The sequence below is a fragment of the Methylobacterium sp. PvR107 genome (assembly GCF_017833295.1).
Lineage (GTDB): Bacteria > Pseudomonadota > Alphaproteobacteria > Rhizobiales > Beijerinckiaceae > Methylobacterium.
This window is the reverse complement of sequence record NZ_JAFIBW010000001.1, coordinates 5,681,473-5,702,605: the sequence shown is the minus strand read 5'-3', so window position 1 is coordinate 5,702,605 and position 21,133 is coordinate 5,681,473. Positions and strand designations below refer to the sequence as shown.

Below are 21,133 nucleotides of genomic sequence, written 5' to 3'. Positions count from 1 at the left end.
GTGACAATGGCTTGTCGCGTCGCACAAAGCGCGCTGTCAGTGCTCCCCTGAAATGGGAATGGGCGGCATGCCTGCAACACGGCGGAAGCGCGCAGGTCCCGGGTGTCGCGGGTCCGCCGAATCCGCCCCGGATACGCTTGACAGGTCCCCTAGCGCCCCATAAACCCCGCCCCGTCGCCGGGCGAAACGCCCCTTCGAGGCGATCACGCCGTGCGGGCGTAGCTCAGTTGGTTAGAGTGCCGGCCTGTCACGCCGGAGGTCGCGGGTTCGAGCCCCGTCGCCCGCGCCACGTCTTCTCCAATCTCACAATCCGAACAGTTCGGCTTCGGGCGGACGGCCATCTGCCGAACCGCGACGCCGGGCGTCAGGCCACCTTCTCGGGCGTGGCCATCTCCGATCGTGCCGGACCGCCGAGAGCAGTCCGGGCGCCCCGAAGGCTCAGCGCGATACCGGCCAGAACCAGGACGCCGCCGGCGAGGGTGTCGGCGCTGAGCGGCTCGCCCAGCACGAAATGCGTGCTCAGGATGCCGGCCACCGGCACCAGGAGCGCGAAGGGCGTCACGGCCGCCGCCGGGTATCGCGTCAGCAGCCCGTTCCAGAGGCCGAAGGCGAGGAGCGTCGTCGGATAGGCCTGGAAGGCGACCGAGCCGATCGCCCCCCAACTCGGATGCGCCAGCGCCGCCAGGGCGGACGGCCCCTCGATGACCAGCGACAGCGCGAGCAGTGGCAGCGTGGTGGCGAGGCTGCCCCAGACCATCAGCGCCAGCCGGTCCACCCGGCCGATCCGCTTCACGATGATATTGGCGCAGGCCCAGGCCAGGGCTGCGCCGACGACCAGGAGCAGCGGCCCCACCGGGGCGCTTCCGCCCCGTTCGAGCGCCACCACGGCGACGCCGAGGAGCGCGATCCCGCCCCCCAGCACTTGAAGGCCGCGCGGGCGTTCCTTCTGCACCGCCCAGGCGAGGGCCACGGTCAGGGGCACCTGGACCTGGATCAGCAGCGACGACAGCCCGGCCGGCATACCAAGGCGAATCGCCGTCATGAGCAGCCCGAACTGGCCGACGCCGAGGGCGAGCCCGAACCCGACCACCAGGGTGGCGGAGGCCCGGGGCGGCCGGATCACCAGCGCCGCCGGCAGGGCCGCGAAGCCGAAGCGCAGGGCACACAGCATCAGCGGCGGCACGGTCTCCAGGCCGGCCTTGATGGCCACGAAGGCCAGCCCGAGAATCGTGACCACCAGGGTCGCGGCCAGCCCGTCACGCAGCGTCATGGATGCATCCTAGGCCGCGACCGGCCGCCTCACCAACGCCGTGCCGTCGCGCGGGCGTGGCGGCGCTCGTCGCGGCGGCCGACCAGCATGTCGATGGCGTCGCCCGTCCCCGGCCCGCAGGCATCCGCCACATCCTGCGGCGTCAGCCCGATATCCTTCAATTCCCGCTCCGACAGCGTCGAGAGCCGCTGCAGAACGCGCCGGTTCATGGCCGCACGCGACAGGCCGGCTCGGATCTCCGCGACGACTCCGGCGCATATCGCTGCCACCCGGGCGAGCCGCGGCGTCCGGGCAGGGCCGGTGGTCTCGGAAAAGCAATGGTCCACGATCCCCTCCTCCGTCTCTGTGGGGCGGGGCGATCCTGACCGCCCGGGGCTGGCGGCAACAGGAACACTTCGGTACGATTCGGAAGAATTGTCCGGACGAGTGAGCAGTACGGATGTCGATCGCAGGCAGAAGCCCCGGGACCCGCGTCGAGGCCGTGATCGGCGAGATCCGGGAGCGGATCGCGGCCCGACGGCTCGTTCCCGGCGTGCGGATCCCGTCGGTGCGCGCCTTCGCGGGCACGATGGGCGTGTCGAAATCCACGGTCGTCGAAGCCTACGAGCGTCTCGCCGCCGAGGGCGCCGTGGTGGCCCGGCCGGGCTCGGGCTTCTACGTCGCCGGCAAGACCCGGCCGCTCTCGCTCCAGGCGATGGGGCCGCGGCTCGACCGGATCGTGGATCCGCTCTGGATCACCCGGCAGGCGCAGCAGGCGGGGTCCGACCAGCTTAAGCCGGGCGCGGGCTGGCTGCCCGACGACTGGATGCCCCACGAGGCGATCCGCCGGGGCCTGCGCCGGGTGGCCCGGGCCGACCTCACCGAGATGACCAATTACGACCGGCCGCTGGGCTACGAGCCTCTGCGCAACCAGATCGCCCGCAAGGTCGGCGAGAAGGGCGTCGGCGCCGAGCCCGACCAGATCGTGCTCGTCGAATCGGCCACCCAGGCGCTCGATCTCGTCTGCCGCTTCCTGCTCCAGCCCGGCGACACCGTGCTGGTGGACGATCCCTGCTACTTCAACTTCCTGGCGCTGCTGCGTGCCCAGCGGGTCGCGGTGGTCGGGGTGCCGATCACGCCGGAGGGCCCGGACCTGCGGGCGCTCGCGACCCTGCTTGAGCAGCACCGGCCGCGCTTCTACCTGACCAACGCGGCGCTCCAGAACCCGACCGGGGCGAGCCTCGCGCCGAATGTGGCGCACCGAGTCCTGAAGCTGTGCGAGGCGCACGACACGCTCATCGTCGAGGACGAGATCTTCGGCGACCTCGAACCTGAGGCGGCGCCGCGGCTCGCCGGCTTCGACGGGCTGGAGCGGGTGATTCAGATCGGCAGCTTCTCCAAGACCCTCTCGGCCGCCGCCCGCTGCGGCTGGATCGCGCTCCGGGCCGACTGGGTGGAGCCGCTGGTCGATCTCAAGCTGGCGCTGAGCCTCGGCAACGGCCACCTGACGGCGGCGCTGGTACACACGCTCATCAGCGAGGGCGCCTATCGGCGCCACCTCGCCGAGACCCGCCGCCGCATCGCCGGGGCGATGGTGCAGGCCTTCGCGGAGTTGCGCGCCTGCGGCTTGGAGCCCTGGTCGCAGCCCAGGGGCGGGTTCTTCCTATGGATGCGCCTGCCGGACGGGCGCGACGGGGCCGACGTCGCCCGCCGGGCGCTGGCCCGCGGCATGGTGCTGGCGCCGGGCACCTCGTTCAGCCTGTCGGATTCCTGGAACGGCTACATGCGCTTCAACGTCGCCCACTGCGCCGACCCGCGCATCCGCCCGATCCTGCGGGAGGCGCTCGGCTGACAAACGGGCTTTCCGAAGGGCCTGCCCTTGTGCGGTGTCTTGCGGCGGAGCCCCGATGAACCAGGCCTCGCTTTGCCCCCAGGCAGGGTTTTGGATCCGGACCGACAAGGCCTTTGCGACGCCATCACCGGTGCCGTGTCCCCTGATCCGGCGCGGTGCGGCCGTTGTCTGGGTTGCCCTGAGGACAACCCCGTCATCCCGGGGCCGCGAAGCGGAACCCGTGATCCAGAACCCCTGTGAAACCCAGAATGTGCGCCGTCGGCGGCTCCGGGTCGCGGGCTCGCCTTCGGCGCACCGGGACGACGGGATGGCGGCTCAAGCGTCCGCGGATACGCGGGATCCGGGGAGGCGTCCCATCTCTCGCCTCTCCGCTGCGTCCTCGATCGCCGCACGGCAGGATCCTCCCGGGTCACGCCGGCAGCACCAGCTCCGCCCGCAATCCGCCAAGATCCGACCGCGCGAGGCTCAGACCGCCGCCGTAGAGCTCGGCAAGCTCGAGGGTGATCGGCAGCCCGAAGCCGTGGCCCGGGACGCCCTCATCGAGGCGCCGGCCGCGTGCCATGACGGAGGCCGCGGCCTCGGCGTCGAGGCCGGGACCGTCATCCTCCACGCGCACGTGAATGCCGCCGTCCTGGGCGGCCACGCCGATCCGGACGCGAGTCCGGCACCAGCGGCAAGCATTATCCACGAGGTTGCCGAGCATCTCGTCGAGATCCTGGCCCTCGCAGGGTACGGAGAGGTCCTCCGGCACGGCGAGATCGATCGCCGCGCCCTTCTCGGCGTAGAGCCGCGCCAGCGCGTCGCGCAGATCCGAGAGGCGCGGCGCCAGATGCGTGCGGCGCCGGGTCGAGCCCGCCAGAGCCGCGGCCCGGGCCCGGCGCAGATGATGGCGCACCCGCCGGTCCATGTCGTCCACCTGCCGGCGCAGCGCTCCGTCCGGGTCGCGTGCGGGGTCGGTCAGCGCCATCGACAGGGTGGCGAGCGGTGTCTTGAGGGCATGGGCGAGGTTGGCGACGTGGCCGCGGGCCCGCTCCAGATTCTGCGCGTTCTGGTCGAGGAGCGCGTTGAGTTCTGCCACCACGGGCGCGATCTCGGCGGGCTGGTCCTCCGGCACGCGTTCGCGTTGCCCGGCCCGCACGCCCGCGAGGTCGACCCGCAGGCGCGTCAGCGGCGCGAGACCGAGGCGGACCTGGAACGCGAGCCCGGCGAGCAGGCACAGGGCGAGGATCCCGAGCGCCAGGGCGAGGCTCGTCAGCGCCTCGCGCAGGGGTCCGCGCAACTCGCCCTCCGGCGCGGCCACCACGATGGTCGCGGCCGGCGGCCCCGCCAGGGTGAGCACACGGGCGACGAGAGGCTCACCCCGCGGCCCCGTCGCGGAGGCCGGGTGCGGCCGGTCGGGATCGTCCGCCGGCCCCGGATCGAACAGGCGGATGTCGCCGCCCCGCAGGGAGCCGGAGCGGATCGTCTCGGGCCCGCGGCGCACCTCCCAGGCCCAGCCGGGACCGGGGCGGTCGTAGGGTGGGGCGTCGAGGCTCCCGGGCAGGATCCCGGCTTCGAGCCCGGCCCGCAGGGCGGTGATCTGCGCGTCCAGTCGCCCGTCGAGCTGCCCGCGCACGAACCGGTGCAGGATCACCCCGATGGCGAGCCCCGCCACCACCAGGGCCGCCAGCACCAGGACCAGGGCGGCGGCGAGCAGGCGGGCGCGCAGCGACCGGCGCGGCGTCGCGTCCGCCATCAGGCGGGATCCGCGTGCAGGCGGTAGCCGTGGCCGCGCACGTTCTCGATCCGGGCCGGGGCGATCTTCCGGCGCAGCCGCGTGATGATCACCTCCACGGAGTTCGAATCGACGTCGGCATCGCCCTCGTAGACCCGCTCGATCAGGTGCAGGCGCGGCACCACGGCCTCACGGTTCAGCGCCAGGCAGGACAGCACCCGCCATTCGAGGCCGGTGAGCTTGAGCGGCAGGCCCTCGTGCTCGAAGGCGCCGAGCCCCGGATCGAAGCTCAGGGGGCCGCAGACGATGCGGCTCGCCCCGCCGCCCTGCGACCGGCGCACGAGGGCGCGCAGGCGGATCACCAGTTCCTCCACCCGGACTGGCTTGACGAGGTAGTCGTCGGCCCCCGCCTTGAAGGCCGCGACCTTGTCGCTCCAGCCGTCCCGTGCGGTGAGCACGAGCACCGGCAGGGTCCGTCCGGCCGTCCGCCAGGCCCGCAGCACGGAGACGCCGTCACCCTTCGGAAGACCGAGATCCAGCACGACGGCGTCGTAGCCCTCGGTCTCGCCAAGATGCTGGGCATCCTCGCCGGTGGCGGCGTGGTCGAGGACGAAGTTCTCCGCCCGCAGCACCTTCGCCACCTCGGCGGCGAGGGCCGCGTCGTCCTCCACCAGCAGGATCTTCACCCGTCCTATCTCCCCCGTCTGACCTTTGATTCCGGATCCCGGCCCGATCCAAGTCCTTTGGGTCCCGTGGCCGCAAACCTCGCTGGCGTGAGGAGTTAGGGCTGTGCTCTCATGTTGCACGCGCAGGCGGCCGTGTCGGCGCCGATCCGCTGGCCTGCCTCACGGTCCACGACGGCGCGTCTTGCCAAGGGTGACCGGGCGAACCCCAGCCGACCTCCTCATCCTGAGCTGACCGCTGCGCTCCGGCACCTCAGGATGAGTGTGCCAATGGGACAGCCGATCCGGCGCGTCCCGGTCCTATGTCGTGTGCGTGCATCAGCTCCTGCCGCCAAGCCTCTGAACCCGCACGGGTTCCGCAGGACGTGCTCTAGGACGCGCGATTAAACCGGGCCTGAACCGGGCGGTTCAGGCCGGATTGGAGGCGACCCCTTACGCAGTCGCCACGGATCGAACGGGTCCGGACCCTTCAGAGGCGACACATCATGAGCGACAACAAGACGATCGACGGCACGGCCCGGGAGATCCGAGAGCCGGCCGGCGGCAGCCGCACCGCGATTCCCCGGCGGACCTGGGTGGTGGGTGCGATCGCGGCTCCCCTGGTCCTCGGCGCCGTGGGCCTGTCCCTGGCGCAGGGCACGAGCTTCCGGCCGACCCCGGTGGTGCCGGTGGCGATCCAGGCCCTGGCCACCTCGAGCGCGACCGCCATCAAGGGTGAGGTCGCCGAGATTTTCGGCAACAAGTTCGTGGTCCAGGACGGCACCGGCCGGGCGCTGGTCGAGACCGGCCACGCGGGCGAGGGCGGCGGACTCGTCGCCAAGGGCGAGGCGGTGATTGTGCAAGGCCGGTTCGAGCAGGGCTTCCTGCACGCCAGCCTCCTCACCCACGGGGACGGAAGCACGGTGGTGCTCGGGCCGGCGGGTGGCCCGCCGACCGGCAGCCTCGATTGGGCCAAGGATCGTATCGGCCTCGGGCCGAAGCCCGACCTGCCGGCCCTGACGGCCGCAGTCCAGGCGGCCGGCTACAGCGACTTGCGCGTCACCGGCCGCGGCCCGCGCCACATCGAGATGGCCGCCAAGGACCGTGACGGGCGCGAGCGCCAGCTCCATGTCGGTTTCGACGGGCAGATCCGCGAGCAGCCGATGCTGTGAGCCCGTCCGGGCGGGACCGGCATGCAACTCTTCCCGCCCTGCCGCGTCCTCCTGTCTACCGGACGGCAGGAGGTGCGTGCGATGGAACCGATGAAACCGATGAAGCCCATGGAACCCATGAAGGGTATGGAACCCATGAAGGGTATGGAGCCGATGAAGGGCGCGGAGCCCTGGTGGCCGAAGGATCTCGGCGAGCCCGCGACCAGCGGCGCGCAAAACGGCATGAACTATGCCGTCTTTCCGGACAAGCAACGCCTGCTGATCCAGCGCGACGGCCAGGTCACAACCTACGACAGCGGCGATCACCGGATCCGTGGCGTGTCGCAGGCGGATGGATCCTCGAAGACGCTCACCTTCTCCAGCCAGGACGGCGACGTCGATCTCGGCACCCTCAAGAAGCTCGGCTGAGCCCGGCGTGGACAGGCCGGGGCGGCACGCTTAAGCCCGAGCTCGTCATGCGAGCCGCCCCGCCGACCTGTCCGACGCCATGCGCGCGCTGATCGACCTCGTCCGCGCCCTGCGGGCCCCCGACCGGCGGCGCCTCGCCCTGATCGCCGTCGGCCTGGCCGCGGCGGCCCTTCTGGAGGTGGTGGGGGTCGCCGCGGTGATCCCGTTCCTGACGCTGGTCGGCGACCCGTCGGCGGTGACCCGCATCCCCTACCTCGCCCAAACCCGGGCGTTCCTCGGGCTCGCCGACGAGCGCAGCTTCCTGCTGGTGACCGGCGGTGCGGCGTTGGCGGCGATTCTGGTCACGGCCCTGGTCAATGCGGGTCTGACCTACGCGCAGCTTCGCTTCACCCATCTGGCCGGCTACAGCCTCAGCCGGCGGCTGCTGTTCCGCTACCTCGACCGGGAGCGGCTGTTCTTCGCGCAGGCCAATAGCGCCGAGCTCGCCAAGAACGTGCTGTCGGAGACCGACCGGCTGGTGATCGGCGCCCTGACGCCCGCCACCGTGCTGGCCTCGCGGGCGAGTTCGGCACTGGCGGTGATTGCCTTCCTGCTGGCCTATGCGCCGCAGCTCGCGCTGATCCTCGGAGGCGGCTTCGGCGGCCTCTATGTCGGGATCTACATGGTGATGCGGGCCCGCCTCGCGCGGCTCGGCGCCCGCACGGTGGCCGACAATGAGGCGCGCTTCCGCATCGTCCAGGAGACCTTCGGGGCGCTCACCGAGCTGAAGCTCTACGGGCGCGCGGAGGCCTTCGCGGGCCGGTTCGACGTCCCGGCGCGGGCTTACGCCCTCGCCACGGCGGCAAGCCAGCTCACCGGCCAGATGCCGCGCTTCGTCATCGAGGCGCTGGCCTTCGGCGGGGTGATCGTGGTGGTGCTGTTCGCGCTGGCGCAGGGCCTGGACGTCGCGGGGATCCTGCCGCTGCTCGGCCTGTTCGCCTTCGCGGGCTACCGGATGCTCCCGGCCTTCCAGAACATCTTCACCTCGGTGGCGCTGATGCGCTTCACCCTGCCGGCGGTGCGGGTGATCGTCGACGAGCTCGCCGATGAGCGGGCGTCTCCGCCCCGCACCGCGGAGCGGCTGCCGTTCACGACGGCGATCCGGCTCGAAGGCATCGGCTTCGATTACGGCACCGGCCGGCCGGCGCTTGCCGGCATCGAGCTGACGATCCCGGTCAACACCACGGTCGGGCTCGCGGGCCGCACCGGCTCGGGCAAGACGACGCTTGCCGGCCTGCTCCTCGGGGTGCTGAGCCCCACCGCGGGGCGGATCACCGTGGACGGCGTCGCCCTCGATCCTGCCACCCTGCCGGCCTGGCAGAACCGGATCGGCTACGTGCCGCAGGAGGTGTTCCTGGTGGATGGCACGGTGGCGGAGAACATCGCCCTCGGGCTCGACGCGCCGGACCTCGACGCGGTCGAGCGAGCGGCGCGTCTCGCTGGCGCGCACGATTTCGTCGCGTCCCTGCCGCAGGGCTACGGGGAGCGGGTCGGGGAGCGAGGCGCGCGGCTGTCCGGTGGCCAGCGCCAGCGCATCGGCATCGCCCGGGCGCTCTACCACGACCCGGACGTGATCGTGTTCGACGAGGCGACGTCCGCCCTTGACGACGAGACGCAAGGCGCCGTGATGCGGGCGCTGCGGGCGCTGTCCGGCCGGCGCACCCTGATCCTGATCGCCCACCGCCTCTCGACCCTGGAGGGTGCCGACGCGGTCCACGTGCTGGAGGCCGGACGGCTCGTCGCCTCCGGGCCGCCCGAGGCGGTGCTGCCGGGGCTCGGCACGGCCGCGTGAGGCCCGGCCCAATGAGGCCCGGCCCAATGAGGCCCGCCCAACGAGGCCCGGCCCTTGCCCCCTGCCCCGCATCCGTTACCTCGGCTCTCCGAGGATCAGCGGGAGATTCCTGTGAGCACGCGCATCGACCTGACCGCCCCGGATGGCACCACGGCCGCGCTCTCGACCCACGGCGCCGAGCCGGTCTCCTGGCGGGTCGGCGGGACCGAGTATCTCTGGAGCGGCGACCCGGAGCACTGGAACCGCCACGCCCCCTGGCTGTTCCCGGTGGTCGGCGCCTCGGCCGGCGGGCACGTGACGGTCGGCACCGCGCGCTACCCGATGGGCCAGCACGGCTTCGCCCGCGACCTTCCTTTCCGTGTCATCGCGCAGAGTGCCGATGCGGTGACCCTGCGCCTGACCGACGGTCCGGAGACCCGGGCGCACTACCCGTTCGCCTTCCGCCTCGACGTCGCTGCCCGGGTGCGGCCGGGCGGCCTCGACCTCGACGTGACCGTCGGCAATCCCGGCGCCGGGCCCCTGCCCTACGCGCTCGGCTTCCATCCGGCCTTTCCGTGGCCCTTCGCCGGGGGCACCCGCGCCCGCGACGGCGGCTACGCGGTGGAATTCGAGCAGGCGGAGCGCCCCTTCGCCCCGCAGGTCGGCCCCGGCGGCCTGTTGCTGCGCGACGAGCAGCCGATCCCGCTCACGGGCGATACCTTGCCCCTCGACCCGGCGATCTTCACCGAGGCCTTCGTGATCCGGAACGCCCGCAGCCGCCGGATGCGCTTCATCGGGCCCGGCAAGGCGATCCGCATGGAGATGGCGGACTTCCCGCATCTCGCGGTCTGGACCAAGCCGACGGCGCCGTTCCTGTCGCTGGAATGCTGGACGGGCTACGCTGACTGGGCCGACTTTTCCGGGGACCTCTCGGAGCGCGACGCGCAGCGCCTGCTCGCCCCGGATTCCGAGGCGCGCCACGGCGTCCGCCTGACGCTGGAAGGCTGACCGTTGCACATCTGGGTGGCGCGGCCCGAGCCGGGTGCGACGCGGACCGGCGCGGCACTGGCGGCGCGCGGCCACGTGCCGCTTGTGGCCCCGGTGCTGGTGGTGCGACCGACCGGTGCCGCCCCGCCCGACGGCCCGTTCGACGGGCTGCTCCTGACCAGCGCCAACGCGGTGCCAGAGCCGCGGGAGGCCGGGTCCCTGCGGGGTCTGCCGGTCTTCGCGGTCGGGGCGCGGACGGCCGCGCTCGCCGCGGAGGCCGGGCTCGGACCGGTCCGCGCGGGGCCGGGCGACGCTGCCGGGCTCGCCGCACTCGCGGCCAGCCTGCTGCCGCCGGGCGCGCGCCTGCTCCACAGGGCCGGCGCCGAGCGCAAGCGCGAGCCGGCGGCGACGCTGATCGCGGCCGGATTCCGGATCGCGACCGTCGTGGCCTACGCCGCCGAGGCCCTGCCCGCCCTGCCCGACGCGGTCGACGGCGCTCTCGCCGGCGGCGGGCTCGACGCCGCCCTCCACTATTCGCGGCGCAGCGCCGCCGTCGCCCTCGCGTTGGCGGATGCTGCAGGTCACGGCGGAGCTTTCCGCGCCCTGAAGCATTACTGCCTGTCGGTTGACGTCGCCGCCCCTCTGGAAGCGATTGGCGTCCCGGTCCATTTCGTTGCGGCGCGCCCGCGTGAATCGGACTTGCTCGACGCCCTTACGCCAAGCCGCACATGACCGTGCGGTGACAGGGAGGCCAGGCCGCCGTATCTCGCCCTCGCGCCGGAGGCTGCCGCGGTGCTAGGGGGGCGCGGCGACGCCGTAGAGTTGGAGGACTTGCCCGTGACGCCACCGCCCAGCGACGCCGACAAGCCCGGCCCCGGCGGCCGGAAGCCGGACACCGCGGCCGCGAAGCCCGGTCAGGCCAATCCGTCCGTGACCGACAACCGCTCCGCGGCCGCGCCGGCCGCCGGCGGGAAGCCGGTGACACCCGCGCCGTCCGAGGGCGCCAAGCCGAATCCAGCTGCCGGCACGCCGCCCAAGCCGGCGACCGAGCCGGTGGTGGCCGCCAAGCCCGGCACGGCCGAGGCGAAGCCCGAGACCGGCAAGCCGGGTTCCGGGACCGTCATCGCGGACGCGCCGAAGCCGGCGTTCAGCACCGGCGCTCAGCCTACGGCCATGAAGCCCGACGCCATCAAGGTGGAGCCGGGCAAGATTGATCCCATCAAGGCCGATCCGGGCAAGATCGACCCTGCCATGGGCGGCAGCCCGGCCTCCGGGGCTTCGGAGGCCGCGAAGGCCGCGACCGGCGCGAAGCCCGATCCGATCAAGCCCGACGCCGCGAAGCCGGATGCCATCAAGGCCGAGCCGCCGAAGGCTGGCCAGCCCGGTTCCGGCCCGCAGCCCGGCAGCCGGCCGGGTGGACCTGCGGCCGGGGCCGCTGCGGCCGCGAGTGCCGTGACGGCCGGGCCGATCATCGACCTGAAGGCCAAGCGCGTCCCTGACGCGACGTCCACCGGCAAGGAGCCGCCGAAGGACGGCGTGAAGGATGCGGCCGGAGAGCCGCCGAAGGGACCGATTCCCGCCGTTGCGCCGAAGGCCACGACCCCGCCGGTAACCCCACCCGCGACCCGCGCCCGGGCCGGGTTCGGGTCGATCGCCGCCGCGGGACTGCTCGGCGGCGTGATCGGGGCGGGCCTTCTGTTCGGGGCCGAGAAGGCCGGAATCGGGCCTGATCCGCGCTTGAACGCCCTCGACCAGAGGTTGTCCAGCCAGCTCGCCTCCCTCGACAAGCGCCTCGACGGGCTTGCGCCGCGAGACGCCCTGGCGGCCCTCGACAATCGGGTCGCCTCCGCCGAGTCGACCGCCAAGCAGGCGCTCGACAAGGCGTCCGGTGCCCCGGCTCCGGCCGCGGCTACCACGGACGGGCAAGCGGCTGGTCAAGTGTCAGGCCCGGCGTCGTCCGTGCCGGCCGATCTCGTGGCGCGCCTCGACAGCCTGGACCAGCGCGTGGCCGCGCTTCAGGAGGAGCCCGGCCAGGAGCCGGGCCGCGACCAGCCGGCGGGGACCAAGCTCAACGCGCTCCAGGACACCACCAAACAGGTCGCCGACCTCGATGCGCGCCTGAAAGCCCTGGAGGAGAACGGCGCGAACAAGACGGCGGCGGAAGACGCGTCCAAGAAGGTCGCCGCACTGCAGAGCGAGGTGGAGCAGAAGACGAAGGCGAATGCCGAAGCCGACGCCGCCCTCGGTCAGCGGCTCGACGCGCTCCAGCAGAATCTCGACGCGCGGGTGAAGGCCGCCACCGAATCGGTTCAGGCCGCTACACAGGCGAGCCGCACGGCCGCCGAGGCCGGACAGGCCCAGGTCGCCGAGGCCGCGAAGGCGATCGACCGGCGTCTGCAGGAGCAGGCCGATCAGATCGCCGCGCTCGACAAGAGCGTCGCCCAGCGCGCCGAGGTCGGGACCGTCCAGGCCGCGCTGCGGGTGGTCGCGGCCGATCGCGTGGTATCCGCCCTGGAATCCGGGATGCCCTATGCCGAGCCGCTGGCCACCCTGCGCAAGCTCGATCCGGCGACCGAGGCGCAGGCGAAGGCGCTCGCGCCCTTCGCGGCCTCGGGCGCCCCCACGGCCGGCCAGCTCGCCGACGGCTTCCGCCCGATCGCCGAGCGGATCGCCGCCAAGAGCCGGGCGCAGCGGGCCAGGAGCGCGGCCGAGACCGGCGATTTCCGCTCCAAGCTCCTGAGCATGGCCGACGGCATCGTGCAGGTGCGCAAGGTCGACGCGCCGGCCCCCGAGGCTTCCGACGATCCGGAAGCCAAGGTTCAGGCCGCCCTCGACCGTGGGGATCTGCCGGCGGCCGACGCGGCGTTCGCGGCCCTGCCGGCTGCGGCGCAGGACGAGGCGGGCGATTTCGGCGCCAAGCTGAAGGCGCGGGCGGCCGCCGAGACGGCCGCGCGGACGCTGCTGGATACCGCCTTCAAGGCCCTGCCGACCGGCAACGCGGCGGCTCCGGCCACGCCCGCCGCGGCACCGGGGCGATAGGATCGTGACGGTCCCGAACCGCGCAAAGCGCGGCTGCACTCTCTCCGGGCGGGCGCGCAGGTGCCCCGCCTCTCCCGCACCCAGCGGCGGCCGCCAGGCGGCCGTCGAGAGGAGACTTTGACCCCATGTGGCGCGCCCTCGCCTTCCTGGCCCTGCTCGCACTCGCCGCCTTCGGCGCGGTCTGGATCGCCGACAGGCCCGGTACCGTCACCGTCGTCTGGAACGGCTACCAGATTGGTACCAGCCTGGCGGTCGCCCTCGTCGGCGTGATCGCGGCCGCGCTCGTCCTCGGCCTGCTCTGGGCGATCGTGCGCGGCGTGATCGGCCTGCCCGAGTCCCTGGTCCGGGGCTCCGCGGAGCGGCGCCGGGCCAAGGGCCTCTCGGCCCTCTCACGCGGCATGGTGGCGGTCGGCTCGGGCGATCCCCTGGCGGCGCGCCGCTACGCGGGCGATGCCGAGCGACTCCTCGGCACCGAGCCGCTGACCCTGCTGCTCAAGGCACAGGCCGCGCAGATCTCCGGTGATCGGGATGCCGCCGAGAGCGCCTTCCAGCGCATGGTCGACGATCCGGAGACGCGGGTGCTGGGCCTGCGCGGGCTGTTCGTCGAGGCAAGGCGCCGGGAGGACGAGATCGCCGCCCGCGCCTACGCCACGGAGGCCGCGCGCCTCGCCCCGAGCGTCACCTGGGCCAACGAGGCGCTGCTCGAGGCGCAGAGCGCGGACGGCGATTGGGCCGCGGCTCTGGAGACCATCGAGCGGCGCTCCTCCCTGGGCCTGATCGACAAGGCGAGTGCCCGCCGTCAGAGGGCCGTCCTCCTCACGGCCGTCGCGGGCGAGCGCGAGGCCGGCGAGCCGGAACTGGCCGCCGAGCGCGTGCTGCAGGCCGTCAAGCTCGCACCCGACCTCGTTCCGGCCGCCTGCATCGCCGGCCGGCTCCTCGCCCGCCGGGGCGACCTTAAGAAGGCCGCCCGCATCGTCGAGGCGGCCTGGAAGGCCAACCCGCATCCCGATCTCGCAAAGGTCTATCTCGGCCTCCGGTCCGGCGATTCGGTCCGCGACCGCCTCGCCCGGGCCGAGACCCTGGCCAAGCTGTCCTCCTGGGATCCGGAGGCGCGGCTCGCCGTCGCGCAGGCCGCCCTCGACGCGCGGGATTACGGTCGCGCCCGGGAGGCCGCGAAGCCGCTTCTTGCCGATCGACCGACCGTGCGCGCCTGCCTGATGATGGCGGCCATCGAGGAGGCCGAGCACGGCGCCGCCTCCGGCCAGGCCCGCGAGTGGCTCGCCCGCGCTGCCCGGGCGCCGCGCGATCCCGTCTGGATTGCCGATGGCGTCGCCTCCGACACCTGGGCCCCCGTCTCGCCGGCCACCGGACGTCTCGACGCTTTCGCGTGGCGCGAGCCGCCGAACACCCTGGTTGCCGCGCCCGCCGTGGAGCCGGAGCCGGAATCCAAGCCCGCCGCGCCTGTCCTGGCGCCGGCCACTCCCAGTGACGGCCCGATCCTGCCGCGCGCGGGCGTGACGGGCCAGGATGCGTCCGGATCGAAGGCGGCAGGCCCGCTGCCGACCCTCATGCCGGCCCCGGCAAGCGGGGACAAGGCTGACGGACCCGACCCCGTTTCGGCCGGCATGGCGGCGGTCGCGTTGCCGGCCGCCGGGCCTGAAAGCGCCGTGCGCAGGACCGGGTGACCGGCCTGTCCGGCGCGCGGGGTGCTGCCGCGACGCGCGAACAGAGGTTCGTGGCGTCGGTTTTGCCACTATGAGTTGCCGGACCCCCTGTACCGTGTAGCTTGTGCGTAGCGTCACCGACCGAGGGCCCGATCATCTGCCGCACCGTACCCGCCCCGGACACGTCCCCGCCCCGGTCGGATTCGGCGCGGAATCCGCGCTGCGTGCCCTGGTCGTGATGGTCCTCGACGACGACAACGAGCCCCGGCGGCAGGTCGGCGCCCTGCCGTTCCGGCTTGGGCGGGACGGGAAGCCCAAGATCCTGCTCGTGACCTCGCGGGAGAGCCGCCGCTGGGTCATCCCGAAGGGCTGGCCCATGAAGGGCCGCAAGCCGTTCCAGGCCGCCGCCCGCGAAGCCTACGAGGAAGCGGGCCTGCGCGGCGCGGTCGGCAAGCGGCCGATCGGCCACTACCTCTATCAGAAGCGGCTGAAGAACCTCGACGCGGTCCTGTGCCAGGTGAAGGTGTTCCCGCTCAAGGTGCGCAAGCAGCTCAAGCATTTTCCCGAGGAGCATCAGCGGGAGCTGCGCTGGTTCACGCCCGCGGAGGCGGCCGAGGCCGTGTCAGAGCCGGGGCTCGCCGCCATCATCCGGGCTGCGTGCCGCACGTAAAGCGCGCGGATGCGCAACACGGCGTTGCCAACCCGTCGGCGATCCGTTATGGCCCCACTCGGCCGGACGGACACGCCCCTCGCGGGGCGCCTCGGTCACCTGCTGCGGTAGCTCAGTGGTAGAGCACTTCATTGGTAATGAAGAGGTCGAGAGTTCAATCCTCTCTCGCAGCACCAGTCACTTAGCTCGGTTTTCGGGCTCTCCAAAAAGCTTCTGGGTAACGTGTTGGGTAACAGAGACCTTCACGCTATCGTGATCTGCCACTCGCACCGGATGCGTGAGCGGCGTTCGTCAGGTTTTGCTCAGAACTGAGCGGACTACCCCGACGCTGAGGCTGTCCGCCGCATTTCATTCCTTCGAAGACGGGACCACATCCCTGCCCGCTCGTCCTGAGCCTTCGACATCAGCCGCGATACAGTCGCGGAATTTGCTCCATGGCCTCCATCAAAATCCGCCTGTCCGCTGACGGGACCTATGCGGTCTGTCGCAACGGCGCCGCTATCGCTTCTGGCCTGACCCGAGCCCAAGCTGATCACTTGGTGGCGGTGCTCGGCTGGATTGCGTAGCTCCACCGCGCGACCTGCCGCCCACACCGGATGCGCGAGCAGCGTTCTTTGGCTAGGTGACAACCTCGAACCGAGGAGGCTGCGTTGGTCTACGTGCTCATCATCATGCTGGCCGGATCCGGATCAGGCGCGTCGGTTGGATCCGTCGAGTTCACCACCAAGGAAGCATGCCAAGCGGCAGCGAAGGCGATTGCCGACACCGGCCGCCCCTTAGCGGGCGCTACCGCAGTCACGGTGTGTGTCGCGAAGGGGTAGGTCCGCGGAGGATACCCGAGCGGTGTTCGTGAGGGATTTCCGGAAAAGCGCAGGCGGCCGTTTCACGGAAATTTGATAATCTCGCAGACTACACAGTTTTCGCTCTGGGACATTCAATATACCAGCCGCGAAGATCCAGGCTTCCACTGCGTCTACCCTGTTTGGGGGAGGCTCGGTTGCGCTTCCGAGATTACAGTTTTCTCTGCTCGCCACAGAGGAGCGACGAAAATGATCAACGACGGCCCTCCAATTAAATTCGTCGCAATCTGGGGCTTGTTCGCTCTGATGATGCTGCTCGGCCAGGCTCAGCTCATCAGCCACGGAGCGAACATCGCGATGTCCTATCAGGTGGAGCAAAGCGCCGAACCTACGTTGATGGCAGCGTTGGACTGACGCCTCAGCTTTGAGCTGGCCCTCACCAAGCCGACGAGACTCGGCCGACCAAGTCGCCAACTTGGCGACACGGTTCATGTGGCCAACTTGGCCGCTTGATCGAACGCGACCGCAAAGTTTGCGCTTGCGCGGGCTGCAGACGCAAACTTTGCGCCTGCAGCCCGTGGAGTGGCCAACTTGACCACTCCTGTAAGTCGCCAACTTGACGAGAAACGTGACCGCCAACTTGGCGCCGACGTCGGCGAAAAGTTTTCGTCAACGTCTCACCGCATTGCTGCCAGCGACGGCAGTTCCGCCCGAGCTGCCAGAGCTTCAGCCTGACCACCGTAGATCCTAGCCGCGCCGAGCGAGGCGGCCTGGATCCGGGCGCCACCGAACAGCTCGTCAGCGTCCAGGCTCGATTTCTGCGCGGTCGCATCCTTGCCGTTCTGCTGCTGCTTCAGCTGCTCCGACAGGCCGTCAATCGAGCGGCGCAGCTTCTCGCTGGACTCGAAATCCTTCTGGCGTTGCTCGGGGATGCGATTTTGCAGAGCCTTCAGGCGTGCTTCTGCCGTCTCCAGCTGCTTTTGACGCTCTCCATTCTGCGAAGACAAATTGACGGATGTCCCACTCTCAAAATCATAAAAGGATGGGTCTTTGATCTGCTTGCGAAAGACCTCAATCTCTTCCTTGGCCGCAATTCCATCATCGCCAACCCGAGGAGCAAGCTTGCGGGGTAGCGGGCCGGAGGCCCCATCAAGGCTGCGTCCGACCCGCGCGGCTTCGCCTTCTCGCATGTAACGAATAGCTTCAGCTACTTCTTTCACGCCTTTAGCCAGCGACTTGACTACCTCACCCGCGTCCTTCAGGCCTTGCTCAGCGCTCTTACCGGCGGTCACCCAGTCGATTTTGCCCAGCTCCGCGCCGATGTCGCGCATTGCCTGACGCAGGCTCTCAATCAGATCCTTCCGCTTGCCAGAGGCGATATCATCAACCCACGTCGCAAACTGCTCTGCCGGCGCCATAAGCTCCGTGGCAATAGCCGTGCCGACTTTCTGCATTGAGGAGCGGAGGCTATCCAGCGCTCTTTCGTACCTCTCGGCGCTCTCAACAGTTTTCGGATCAAGGGAACCTAGCTTTTCAGCCGTCTTGGCGTTCAGGTCCCGGATAGAGCCGAGATGTTTATCACCAAGCCGCCCCAGGTCCATGTTGCCGAATAGCTTCTCAGCGAACCGCCTGCGATCCACCGCATTCGGGATTTGCTCCAGAAACTCCTCAGCCATCTTGAGGGCTTCGTCGTTGTTTGTCGTGCCCTTCAGCTTGATCGCGAACTGCGCTACGATCTGGTTCTGCGACTGCAGGAAGCCCATCGTTTCGCCGACGCCGCGGCGGATGTCGCGCATGTTCTGTGAGAAGGTCTTCGCTGCAGCCGAAGAGGCATCTCCGGAAACACCAAACTTGCTAGCAACGCTTTGAAAAACTCTGAGTTGGTCTGCCGCCATGCCGGTTTCACGGCCCAGCACCCCTAGAGTAGACAGATTGCTGCCGAGCGAATTGAGCGCCGAGACGACGCCGGCCACGGCCACGGCCACGCCCGCGCCGAGACCGGTAATGCCGATCGCGGCCAGCGATTGAGGCGTGCGGCTGATCGGGCCGGCCCTCCCAGCGGCAGGGGGGCTCGCCGGTCGGAACCGGCTCGACACCGTTGGGCAAGGCGTAGTTGGCAGCCTCGATCAGCGCTGCCCGCTCCCGGATCCGCTCCAACAGCGGCACAAGGCGCTGCGCCTCGGTGACGTACTCGGCAGCCAGCTTCTCGACCTCGGCTGAAGCCTTCATGGCCTTGCGGTGCAGATCCCGGCGGCGCTTCTGTTCGACCTCGTGAGCAGCTTTAGCCTCAGCCTCGGCAAGCACTGCAGCGGCGTGCTGAACATCCAGCTGGTCGAGCCGGATCTTGGTGAGGGCGACACGGTGGTCGAGGTTGGCCACGTCGTCGGCGGTGCCGTTCAGAAGCACGTCCGGACGGCTGGCTTCCAGAGCCTCGCGTTCGGCTTGGGCGGCATCACGCTCGGCGTGGATCTGCGTCGAGGTCCGCGGACCAATCTGTGGGACCGCCTGCAGGTTGGGACGACTGCGGCCGAGGCTGGCGAAGGGGGGCGACGTGGCGGTCGTGGCGGATGTTGGCGACGGGGAGGTTCATGCCGGTCTCCCTCAAGCCGCGCGAGCGAGAGCGGGAGCAGCCGGCGGGGTGCGCGGGCCATCATCCGGGCCGAGCCGGACACCATGACGGGCGAGATGAGCGCGCAGGCTCAGGCGCGTGAACTCAGACATGGTCTGGCCGCGCTGGCGGGCCGTGGCTTCCACCGCTTGGGCGAGGTCGGTTTCGACCTTCAGCCGGAGCAAAGCATCTCGACGAAGAGTATTGGTCATGATGTGGCTGCGCCTCAATCACTGCGTAGCTAATACCTTGGTTCTTTCATGCCAATTCAGAAAGCCCTTGCCGCAAATGGGGAGGCGAACAGTCAATGCGCTTTTTTGTCCTAAGTTATGTATTGTTGTGTCACGTTATCTTCGGCCTGCTAAATTGCTGACAATATGTCGCACCATGGACCTGTCATCTCGCGTCCTTGACAATAATCACAACTGACATGTGCTCTTTGTGAACATCATCGAAGCAATAGCCTACCAGACGCTCTCCAATTGAATGGAGTTGAAAAGTGATGATGCGGCTAACGGCATTCTTAGCGTTGGTGATTTGGCTTGTTCTGCCAGCCGCCACTTTTGCGGCATACGATGAAGCGAACGATAGACCGTCATTCGATCCACCAAAAACGAAGTACAAAGTTGATAGAAGAGGTGGTGGTAAATTATATACGACGGGATCGACGGTGCGTGTTTACAATGCACCCAAATCGGGTGCGAGATTGCTCCGATCGTATGATCGCGGAGCAATCATGGTTCTGCTCGGTGCCGCGACAGGGACGCCATATGTCTGGGTCAGCCCGTGCAACGCGTGCGATCCCGGATTTGCGTTGCGCTCCGAGTTCATGCGCGGTTCTCAATGAGCGCAGCAAAAGGGCGTATCAATCCTCGGGCAGCCCCATATCTGCGGGATAATCTTTGCAGAAATCCTTCACGTAGGAACGGCCGCTGGGGTGATTGTTGCAGAGCCTTATGATCTCGCGGATGATGACCGTGCAAGATTTTTGCGAACTGCAAGCTGATGAAGGCCGGTTCGGTTCCGAAATTGCTTTGCATTGCGCGACAAGTCGAGATGTATTCTCGGCATTTGTTGCTTTAAGGCATGATGGCTCGCGAGGAACAGCATTGGCGGGCGTGATACCCAGAAATAACAATAATAAAAGCATCTTAAAAAGATCTATCATTGTTGGCAGGCGATATATAATCGCTTACCACTGAATATGATCGGTCGTCAATTTATCTGGACGGAGGAATTGTGATGAAGACCGTCGCCCTGTTTGGCGCATTAATTGCAGTCTCTGGTGCCGCGCTTGCAAGGGATGGATCGTGTCTTGCGACAGCTGGACGCGCAAAGGCATCAATGATCGTTGCGCAGTGCAAATCTATTTCTGAAGCAACTCATCCGCCATGCCACGTCGATAATCCTTGCGCGATGATCGTAGACGAGATCGTGTCTTGGTGCGGCATCAACAGAAAATCACGTCTCAACTTGAAGCCCTTCTGCAAAGATTACCCAGATAGCCGAGCGAGTGGGCGTCAGTGGTAGTCATGAGGCGTATGCAGCCTCGTGGCTTGATCGTTTAAGCGCACCAGGACTGCGCTTCCCGCGCCCGTGCCCACTCTCGGTCAGGTTCAGCCTGCAGTTCACGCTGCTGCGCCTCATAGGCTGCCTGCTCTTCGAGTTCCTTCATCAGCTTGCGATCTGCCGCTGCGGTTGCCCGACGCCTTTCCGCATCAGCTTCAGCCCTCTGCCGAAGCACCTCATCCAGGGTTGGCGGCTTCACGGGCCGCTTCGGTTTCGCCCTAGACGGGGTCCGACGTGCCGCGTGGGGTGGTGCGTGCGGCCAATCCATTTTTGGCGGTGCTGGCCGAGAGCGTCCGACGGCCGCATTGGCGTCTACCAGAGTCAGGCCGGCGGAGGCAGCAACACGCTCGGCCGCGGCTAGGCCTGCTGCGCGTTCTCCGGCGGTGCCGCCGCCCTTGGCCAGGGCGAGGCACTTCTCGAAGCGGTCGCGTTCGGCCGGGGTCATTGGAGCAGCCCCCGATTTGCGGTTTTCCGGGTGCCCCGTGCGAAACTTGCGAATTCTGCGAAAGTCCGGGCGTTCAAAACGCGAACATTCGCAGGGGGCCTGCGGATTTCTGAAAAGCCGCTGTGGCCTTCGCTGCCTCGATCTTTTCGGCACCGGGATCGCGGCCCAGAGCCAGCGTGCGCACGGCCTCGCGGGCCCGATCGCGCGCCGCCGGCAGGTCGAGCGCCGGGTACGGTCCAAGCATCATCTTCCGCGGACGCCCGCCGAACCGGTAGCGCACGCACCAGCCCTTGCGACCGGTCGGATGCACGATCAGGTAGAGTGATGGCATCCCGGCATCAGGGATCTCGCGCCGGACGAGCGGGTCCGGCTTCAGACGTTCGACGGCTTGCACGGTCAGCACCTTCGCGGTCATCTGTCGTGAGCCCTGGGTATCACCTGGGTAACGCATTCCGGCCGTTATGGCCTGTTACCCAGTGTAATT

The 21,133-nt window shown here is 69.3% G+C and carries 19 protein-coding genes and 2 tRNA genes; 14 read left to right on the top strand and 7 right to left on the bottom strand.

Features of this window, described 5'->3' with window-relative positions; all coding sequences use genetic code 11:
• Positions 1 to 212 precede the first annotated feature (212 nt).
• Positions 213 to 289: transfer RNA gene (locus JOE48_RS27030), tRNA-Asp, on the top strand.
• Positions 290 to 364: 75 nt separating this feature from the next.
• Here JOE48_RS27030 and JOE48_RS27025 read toward each other — a convergent pair.
• Together JOE48_RS27025 and JOE48_RS30575 are read right to left on the bottom strand one after the other, a co-directional pair.
• Positions 365 to 1,270: an EamA family transporter gene (locus JOE48_RS27025; protein ID WP_210034422.1), complete on the bottom strand. Its 906-nt coding sequence runs from the start codon at positions 1,268 to 1,270 to the stop codon at positions 365 to 367.
• Positions 1,271 to 1,299: 29 nt separating this feature from the next.
• Positions 1,300 to 1,596: a DUF1127 domain-containing protein gene (locus JOE48_RS30575; RefSeq protein ID WP_210034421.1), complete on the bottom strand. Its 297-nt coding sequence runs from the start codon at positions 1,594 to 1,596 to the stop codon at positions 1,300 to 1,302.
• A 113-nt stretch (positions 1,597 to 1,709) separates the two neighbouring features.
• On the opposite strand from JOE48_RS30575, the gene JOE48_RS27015 reads away from it, so the two are divergent.
• The gene (locus tag JOE48_RS27015; protein WP_210034419.1) at positions 1,710 to 3,101 is read left to right on the top strand and encodes a PLP-dependent aminotransferase family protein; all 1,392 of its coding nucleotides are present in this window, start codon (positions 1,710 to 1,712) and stop codon (positions 3,099 to 3,101) included.
• Positions 3,102 to 3,510: 409 nt separating this feature from the next.
• Here the strand turns inward: JOE48_RS27015 and JOE48_RS27010 are convergent, their stop codons facing one another.
• Positions 3,511 to 4,836 carry a sensor histidine kinase gene (locus JOE48_RS27010; RefSeq protein WP_210034417.1) on the bottom strand — a complete coding sequence of 442 codons (1,326 nt, stop codon included), beginning with the start codon at positions 4,834 to 4,836 and terminating at the stop codon, positions 3,511 to 3,513.
• A complete protein-coding gene (locus tag JOE48_RS27005) occupies positions 4,836 to 5,501 on the bottom strand; it encodes a response regulator transcription factor (RefSeq protein WP_210034415.1) in 666 nt (221 codons plus the stop codon). Before JOE48_RS27005 ends, JOE48_RS27010 begins: the two co-directional genes overlap by 1 nt.
• A gap of 482 nt (positions 5,502 to 5,983) precedes the next feature.
• Between JOE48_RS27005 and JOE48_RS27000 the strand changes: the two genes are divergently transcribed.
• The 11 genes from JOE48_RS27000 to JOE48_RS26950 all read left to right on the top strand — a co-directional run bounded on the left by JOE48_RS27000 (position 5,984) and on the right by JOE48_RS26950 (position 16,441).
• A complete protein-coding gene (locus tag JOE48_RS27000) occupies positions 5,984 to 6,649 on the top strand; it encodes a DNA-binding protein (protein ID WP_210034413.1) in 666 nt (221 codons plus the stop codon).
• A gap of 21 nt (positions 6,650 to 6,670) precedes the next feature.
• Entirely contained in the window at positions 6,671 to 7,057 is a 387-nt protein-coding gene (locus JOE48_RS26995) for a hypothetical protein (protein ID WP_245252978.1), read from the top strand.
• Between the two features lie 79 nt (positions 7,058 to 7,136).
• Entirely contained in the window at positions 7,137 to 8,888 is a 1,752-nt protein-coding gene (locus tag JOE48_RS26990) for an ABC transporter ATP-binding protein (protein WP_210034406.1), read from the top strand.
• Between the two features lie 111 nt (positions 8,889 to 8,999).
• The gene (locus tag JOE48_RS26985; RefSeq protein ID WP_210034405.1) at positions 9,000 to 9,875 is read left to right on the top strand and encodes an aldose 1-epimerase family protein; all 876 of its coding nucleotides are present in this window, start codon (positions 9,000 to 9,002) and stop codon (positions 9,873 to 9,875) included.
• Between the two features lie 3 nt (positions 9,876 to 9,878).
• The gene (locus JOE48_RS26980) at positions 9,879 to 10,586 is read left to right on the top strand and encodes a uroporphyrinogen-III synthase (protein ID WP_210034404.1); all 708 of its coding nucleotides are present in this window, start codon (positions 9,879 to 9,881) and stop codon (positions 10,584 to 10,586) included.
• Positions 10,587 to 10,691: 105 nt separating this feature from the next.
• Positions 10,692 to 12,893 carry a translation initiation factor 2 gene (locus JOE48_RS26975; protein ID WP_210034399.1) on the top strand — a complete coding sequence of 734 codons (2,202 nt, stop codon included), beginning with the start codon at positions 10,692 to 10,694 and terminating at the stop codon, positions 12,891 to 12,893.
• A 125-nt stretch (positions 12,894 to 13,018) separates the two neighbouring features.
• Positions 13,019 to 14,578, top strand: a complete 1,560-nt coding sequence (locus tag JOE48_RS26970; protein WP_210034397.1) for a heme biosynthesis protein HemY — start codon at positions 13,019 to 13,021, stop codon at positions 14,576 to 14,578.
• A gap of 217 nt (positions 14,579 to 14,795) precedes the next feature.
• Positions 14,796 to 15,227 carry an NUDIX hydrolase gene (locus JOE48_RS26965; protein ID WP_210036085.1) on the top strand — a complete coding sequence of 144 codons (432 nt, stop codon included), beginning with the start codon at positions 14,796 to 14,798 and terminating at the stop codon, positions 15,225 to 15,227.
• Between the two features lie 101 nt (positions 15,228 to 15,328).
• Positions 15,329 to 15,403: transfer RNA gene (locus JOE48_RS26960), tRNA-Thr, on the top strand.
• A gap of 474 nt (positions 15,404 to 15,877) precedes the next feature.
• Positions 15,878 to 16,048 carry a hypothetical protein gene (locus JOE48_RS26955; RefSeq protein ID WP_210034396.1) on the top strand — a complete coding sequence of 57 codons (171 nt, stop codon included), beginning with the start codon at positions 15,878 to 15,880 and terminating at the stop codon, positions 16,046 to 16,048.
• Positions 16,049 to 16,276: 228 nt separating this feature from the next.
• Positions 16,277 to 16,441: a hypothetical protein gene (locus JOE48_RS26950; RefSeq protein ID WP_210034394.1), complete on the top strand. Its 165-nt coding sequence runs from the start codon at positions 16,277 to 16,279 to the stop codon at positions 16,439 to 16,441.
• Positions 16,442 to 16,704: 263 nt separating this feature from the next.
• On the opposite strand, the gene JOE48_RS26945 is transcribed toward JOE48_RS26950, so the two are convergent.
• Both JOE48_RS26945 and JOE48_RS26940 read right to left on the bottom strand, forming a co-directional pair.
• A complete protein-coding gene (locus tag JOE48_RS26945) occupies positions 16,705 to 18,012 on the bottom strand; it encodes a hypothetical protein (protein WP_210034392.1) in 1,308 nt (435 codons plus the stop codon).
• Complete coding sequence (locus JOE48_RS26940; RefSeq protein ID WP_210034390.1) at positions 17,930 to 18,433, bottom strand: hypothetical protein; 504 nt, start codon at positions 18,431 to 18,433, stop codon at positions 17,930 to 17,932. Before JOE48_RS26940 ends, JOE48_RS26945 begins: the two co-directional genes overlap by 83 nt.
• Before the next feature lie 267 nt (positions 18,434 to 18,700).
• On the opposite strand from JOE48_RS26940, the gene JOE48_RS26935 reads away from it, so the two are divergent.
• Positions 18,701 to 18,880 (top strand): hypothetical protein, encoded by a 180-nt coding sequence (locus tag JOE48_RS26935; RefSeq protein ID WP_210034387.1) that lies wholly within the window; start codon positions 18,701 to 18,703, stop codon positions 18,878 to 18,880.
• A 1,842-nt stretch (positions 18,881 to 20,722) separates the two neighbouring features.
• Here JOE48_RS26935 and JOE48_RS26930 read toward each other — a convergent pair.
• Positions 20,723 to 21,064, bottom strand: a complete 342-nt coding sequence (locus JOE48_RS26930; RefSeq protein WP_210034386.1) for an Arm DNA-binding domain-containing protein — start codon at positions 21,062 to 21,064, stop codon at positions 20,723 to 20,725.
• Between the last annotated feature and the right edge of the window lie 69 nt (positions 21,065 to 21,133).

Excerpts from the sequence above, each read along its gene's own strand:
- JOE48_RS26935 (WP_210034387.1), top strand. The coding sequence starts at position 18,701 with ATGACGGGCGAGATGAGCGCGCAGGCTCAGGCGCGTGAACTCAGACAT.
- JOE48_RS27015 (WP_210034419.1), top strand. The coding sequence starts at position 1,710 with ATGTCGATCGCAGGCAGAAGCCCCGGGACCCGCGTCGAGGCCGTGATC.
- JOE48_RS27010 (WP_210034417.1), bottom strand. The coding sequence starts at position 4,836 with ATGGCGGACGCGACGCCGCGCCGGTCGCTGCGCGCCCGCCTGCTCGCC.
- JOE48_RS26990 (WP_210034406.1), top strand. The coding sequence starts at position 7,137 with ATGCGCGCGCTGATCGACCTCGTCCGCGCCCTGCGGGCCCCCGACCGG.
- JOE48_RS26930 (WP_210034386.1), bottom strand. The coding sequence starts at position 21,064 with ATGACCGCGAAGGTGCTGACCGTGCAAGCCGTCGAACGTCTGAAGCCG.
- JOE48_RS26970 (WP_210034397.1), top strand. The coding sequence starts at position 13,019 with ATGTGGCGCGCCCTCGCCTTCCTGGCCCTGCTCGCACTCGCCGCCTTC.
- JOE48_RS27025 (WP_210034422.1), bottom strand. The coding sequence starts at position 1,270 with ATGACGCTGCGTGACGGGCTGGCCGCGACCCTGGTGGTCACGATTCTC.
- JOE48_RS26950 (WP_210034394.1), top strand. The coding sequence starts at position 16,277 with ATGATCAACGACGGCCCTCCAATTAAATTCGTCGCAATCTGGGGCTTG.
- JOE48_RS27000 (WP_210034413.1), top strand. The coding sequence starts at position 5,984 with ATGAGCGACAACAAGACGATCGACGGCACGGCCCGGGAGATCCGAGAG.
- JOE48_RS26965 (WP_210036085.1), top strand. The coding sequence starts at position 14,796 with ATGGTCCTCGACGACGACAACGAGCCCCGGCGGCAGGTCGGCGCCCTG.
- JOE48_RS26995 (WP_245252978.1), top strand. The coding sequence starts at position 6,671 with ATGCAACTCTTCCCGCCCTGCCGCGTCCTCCTGTCTACCGGACGGCAG.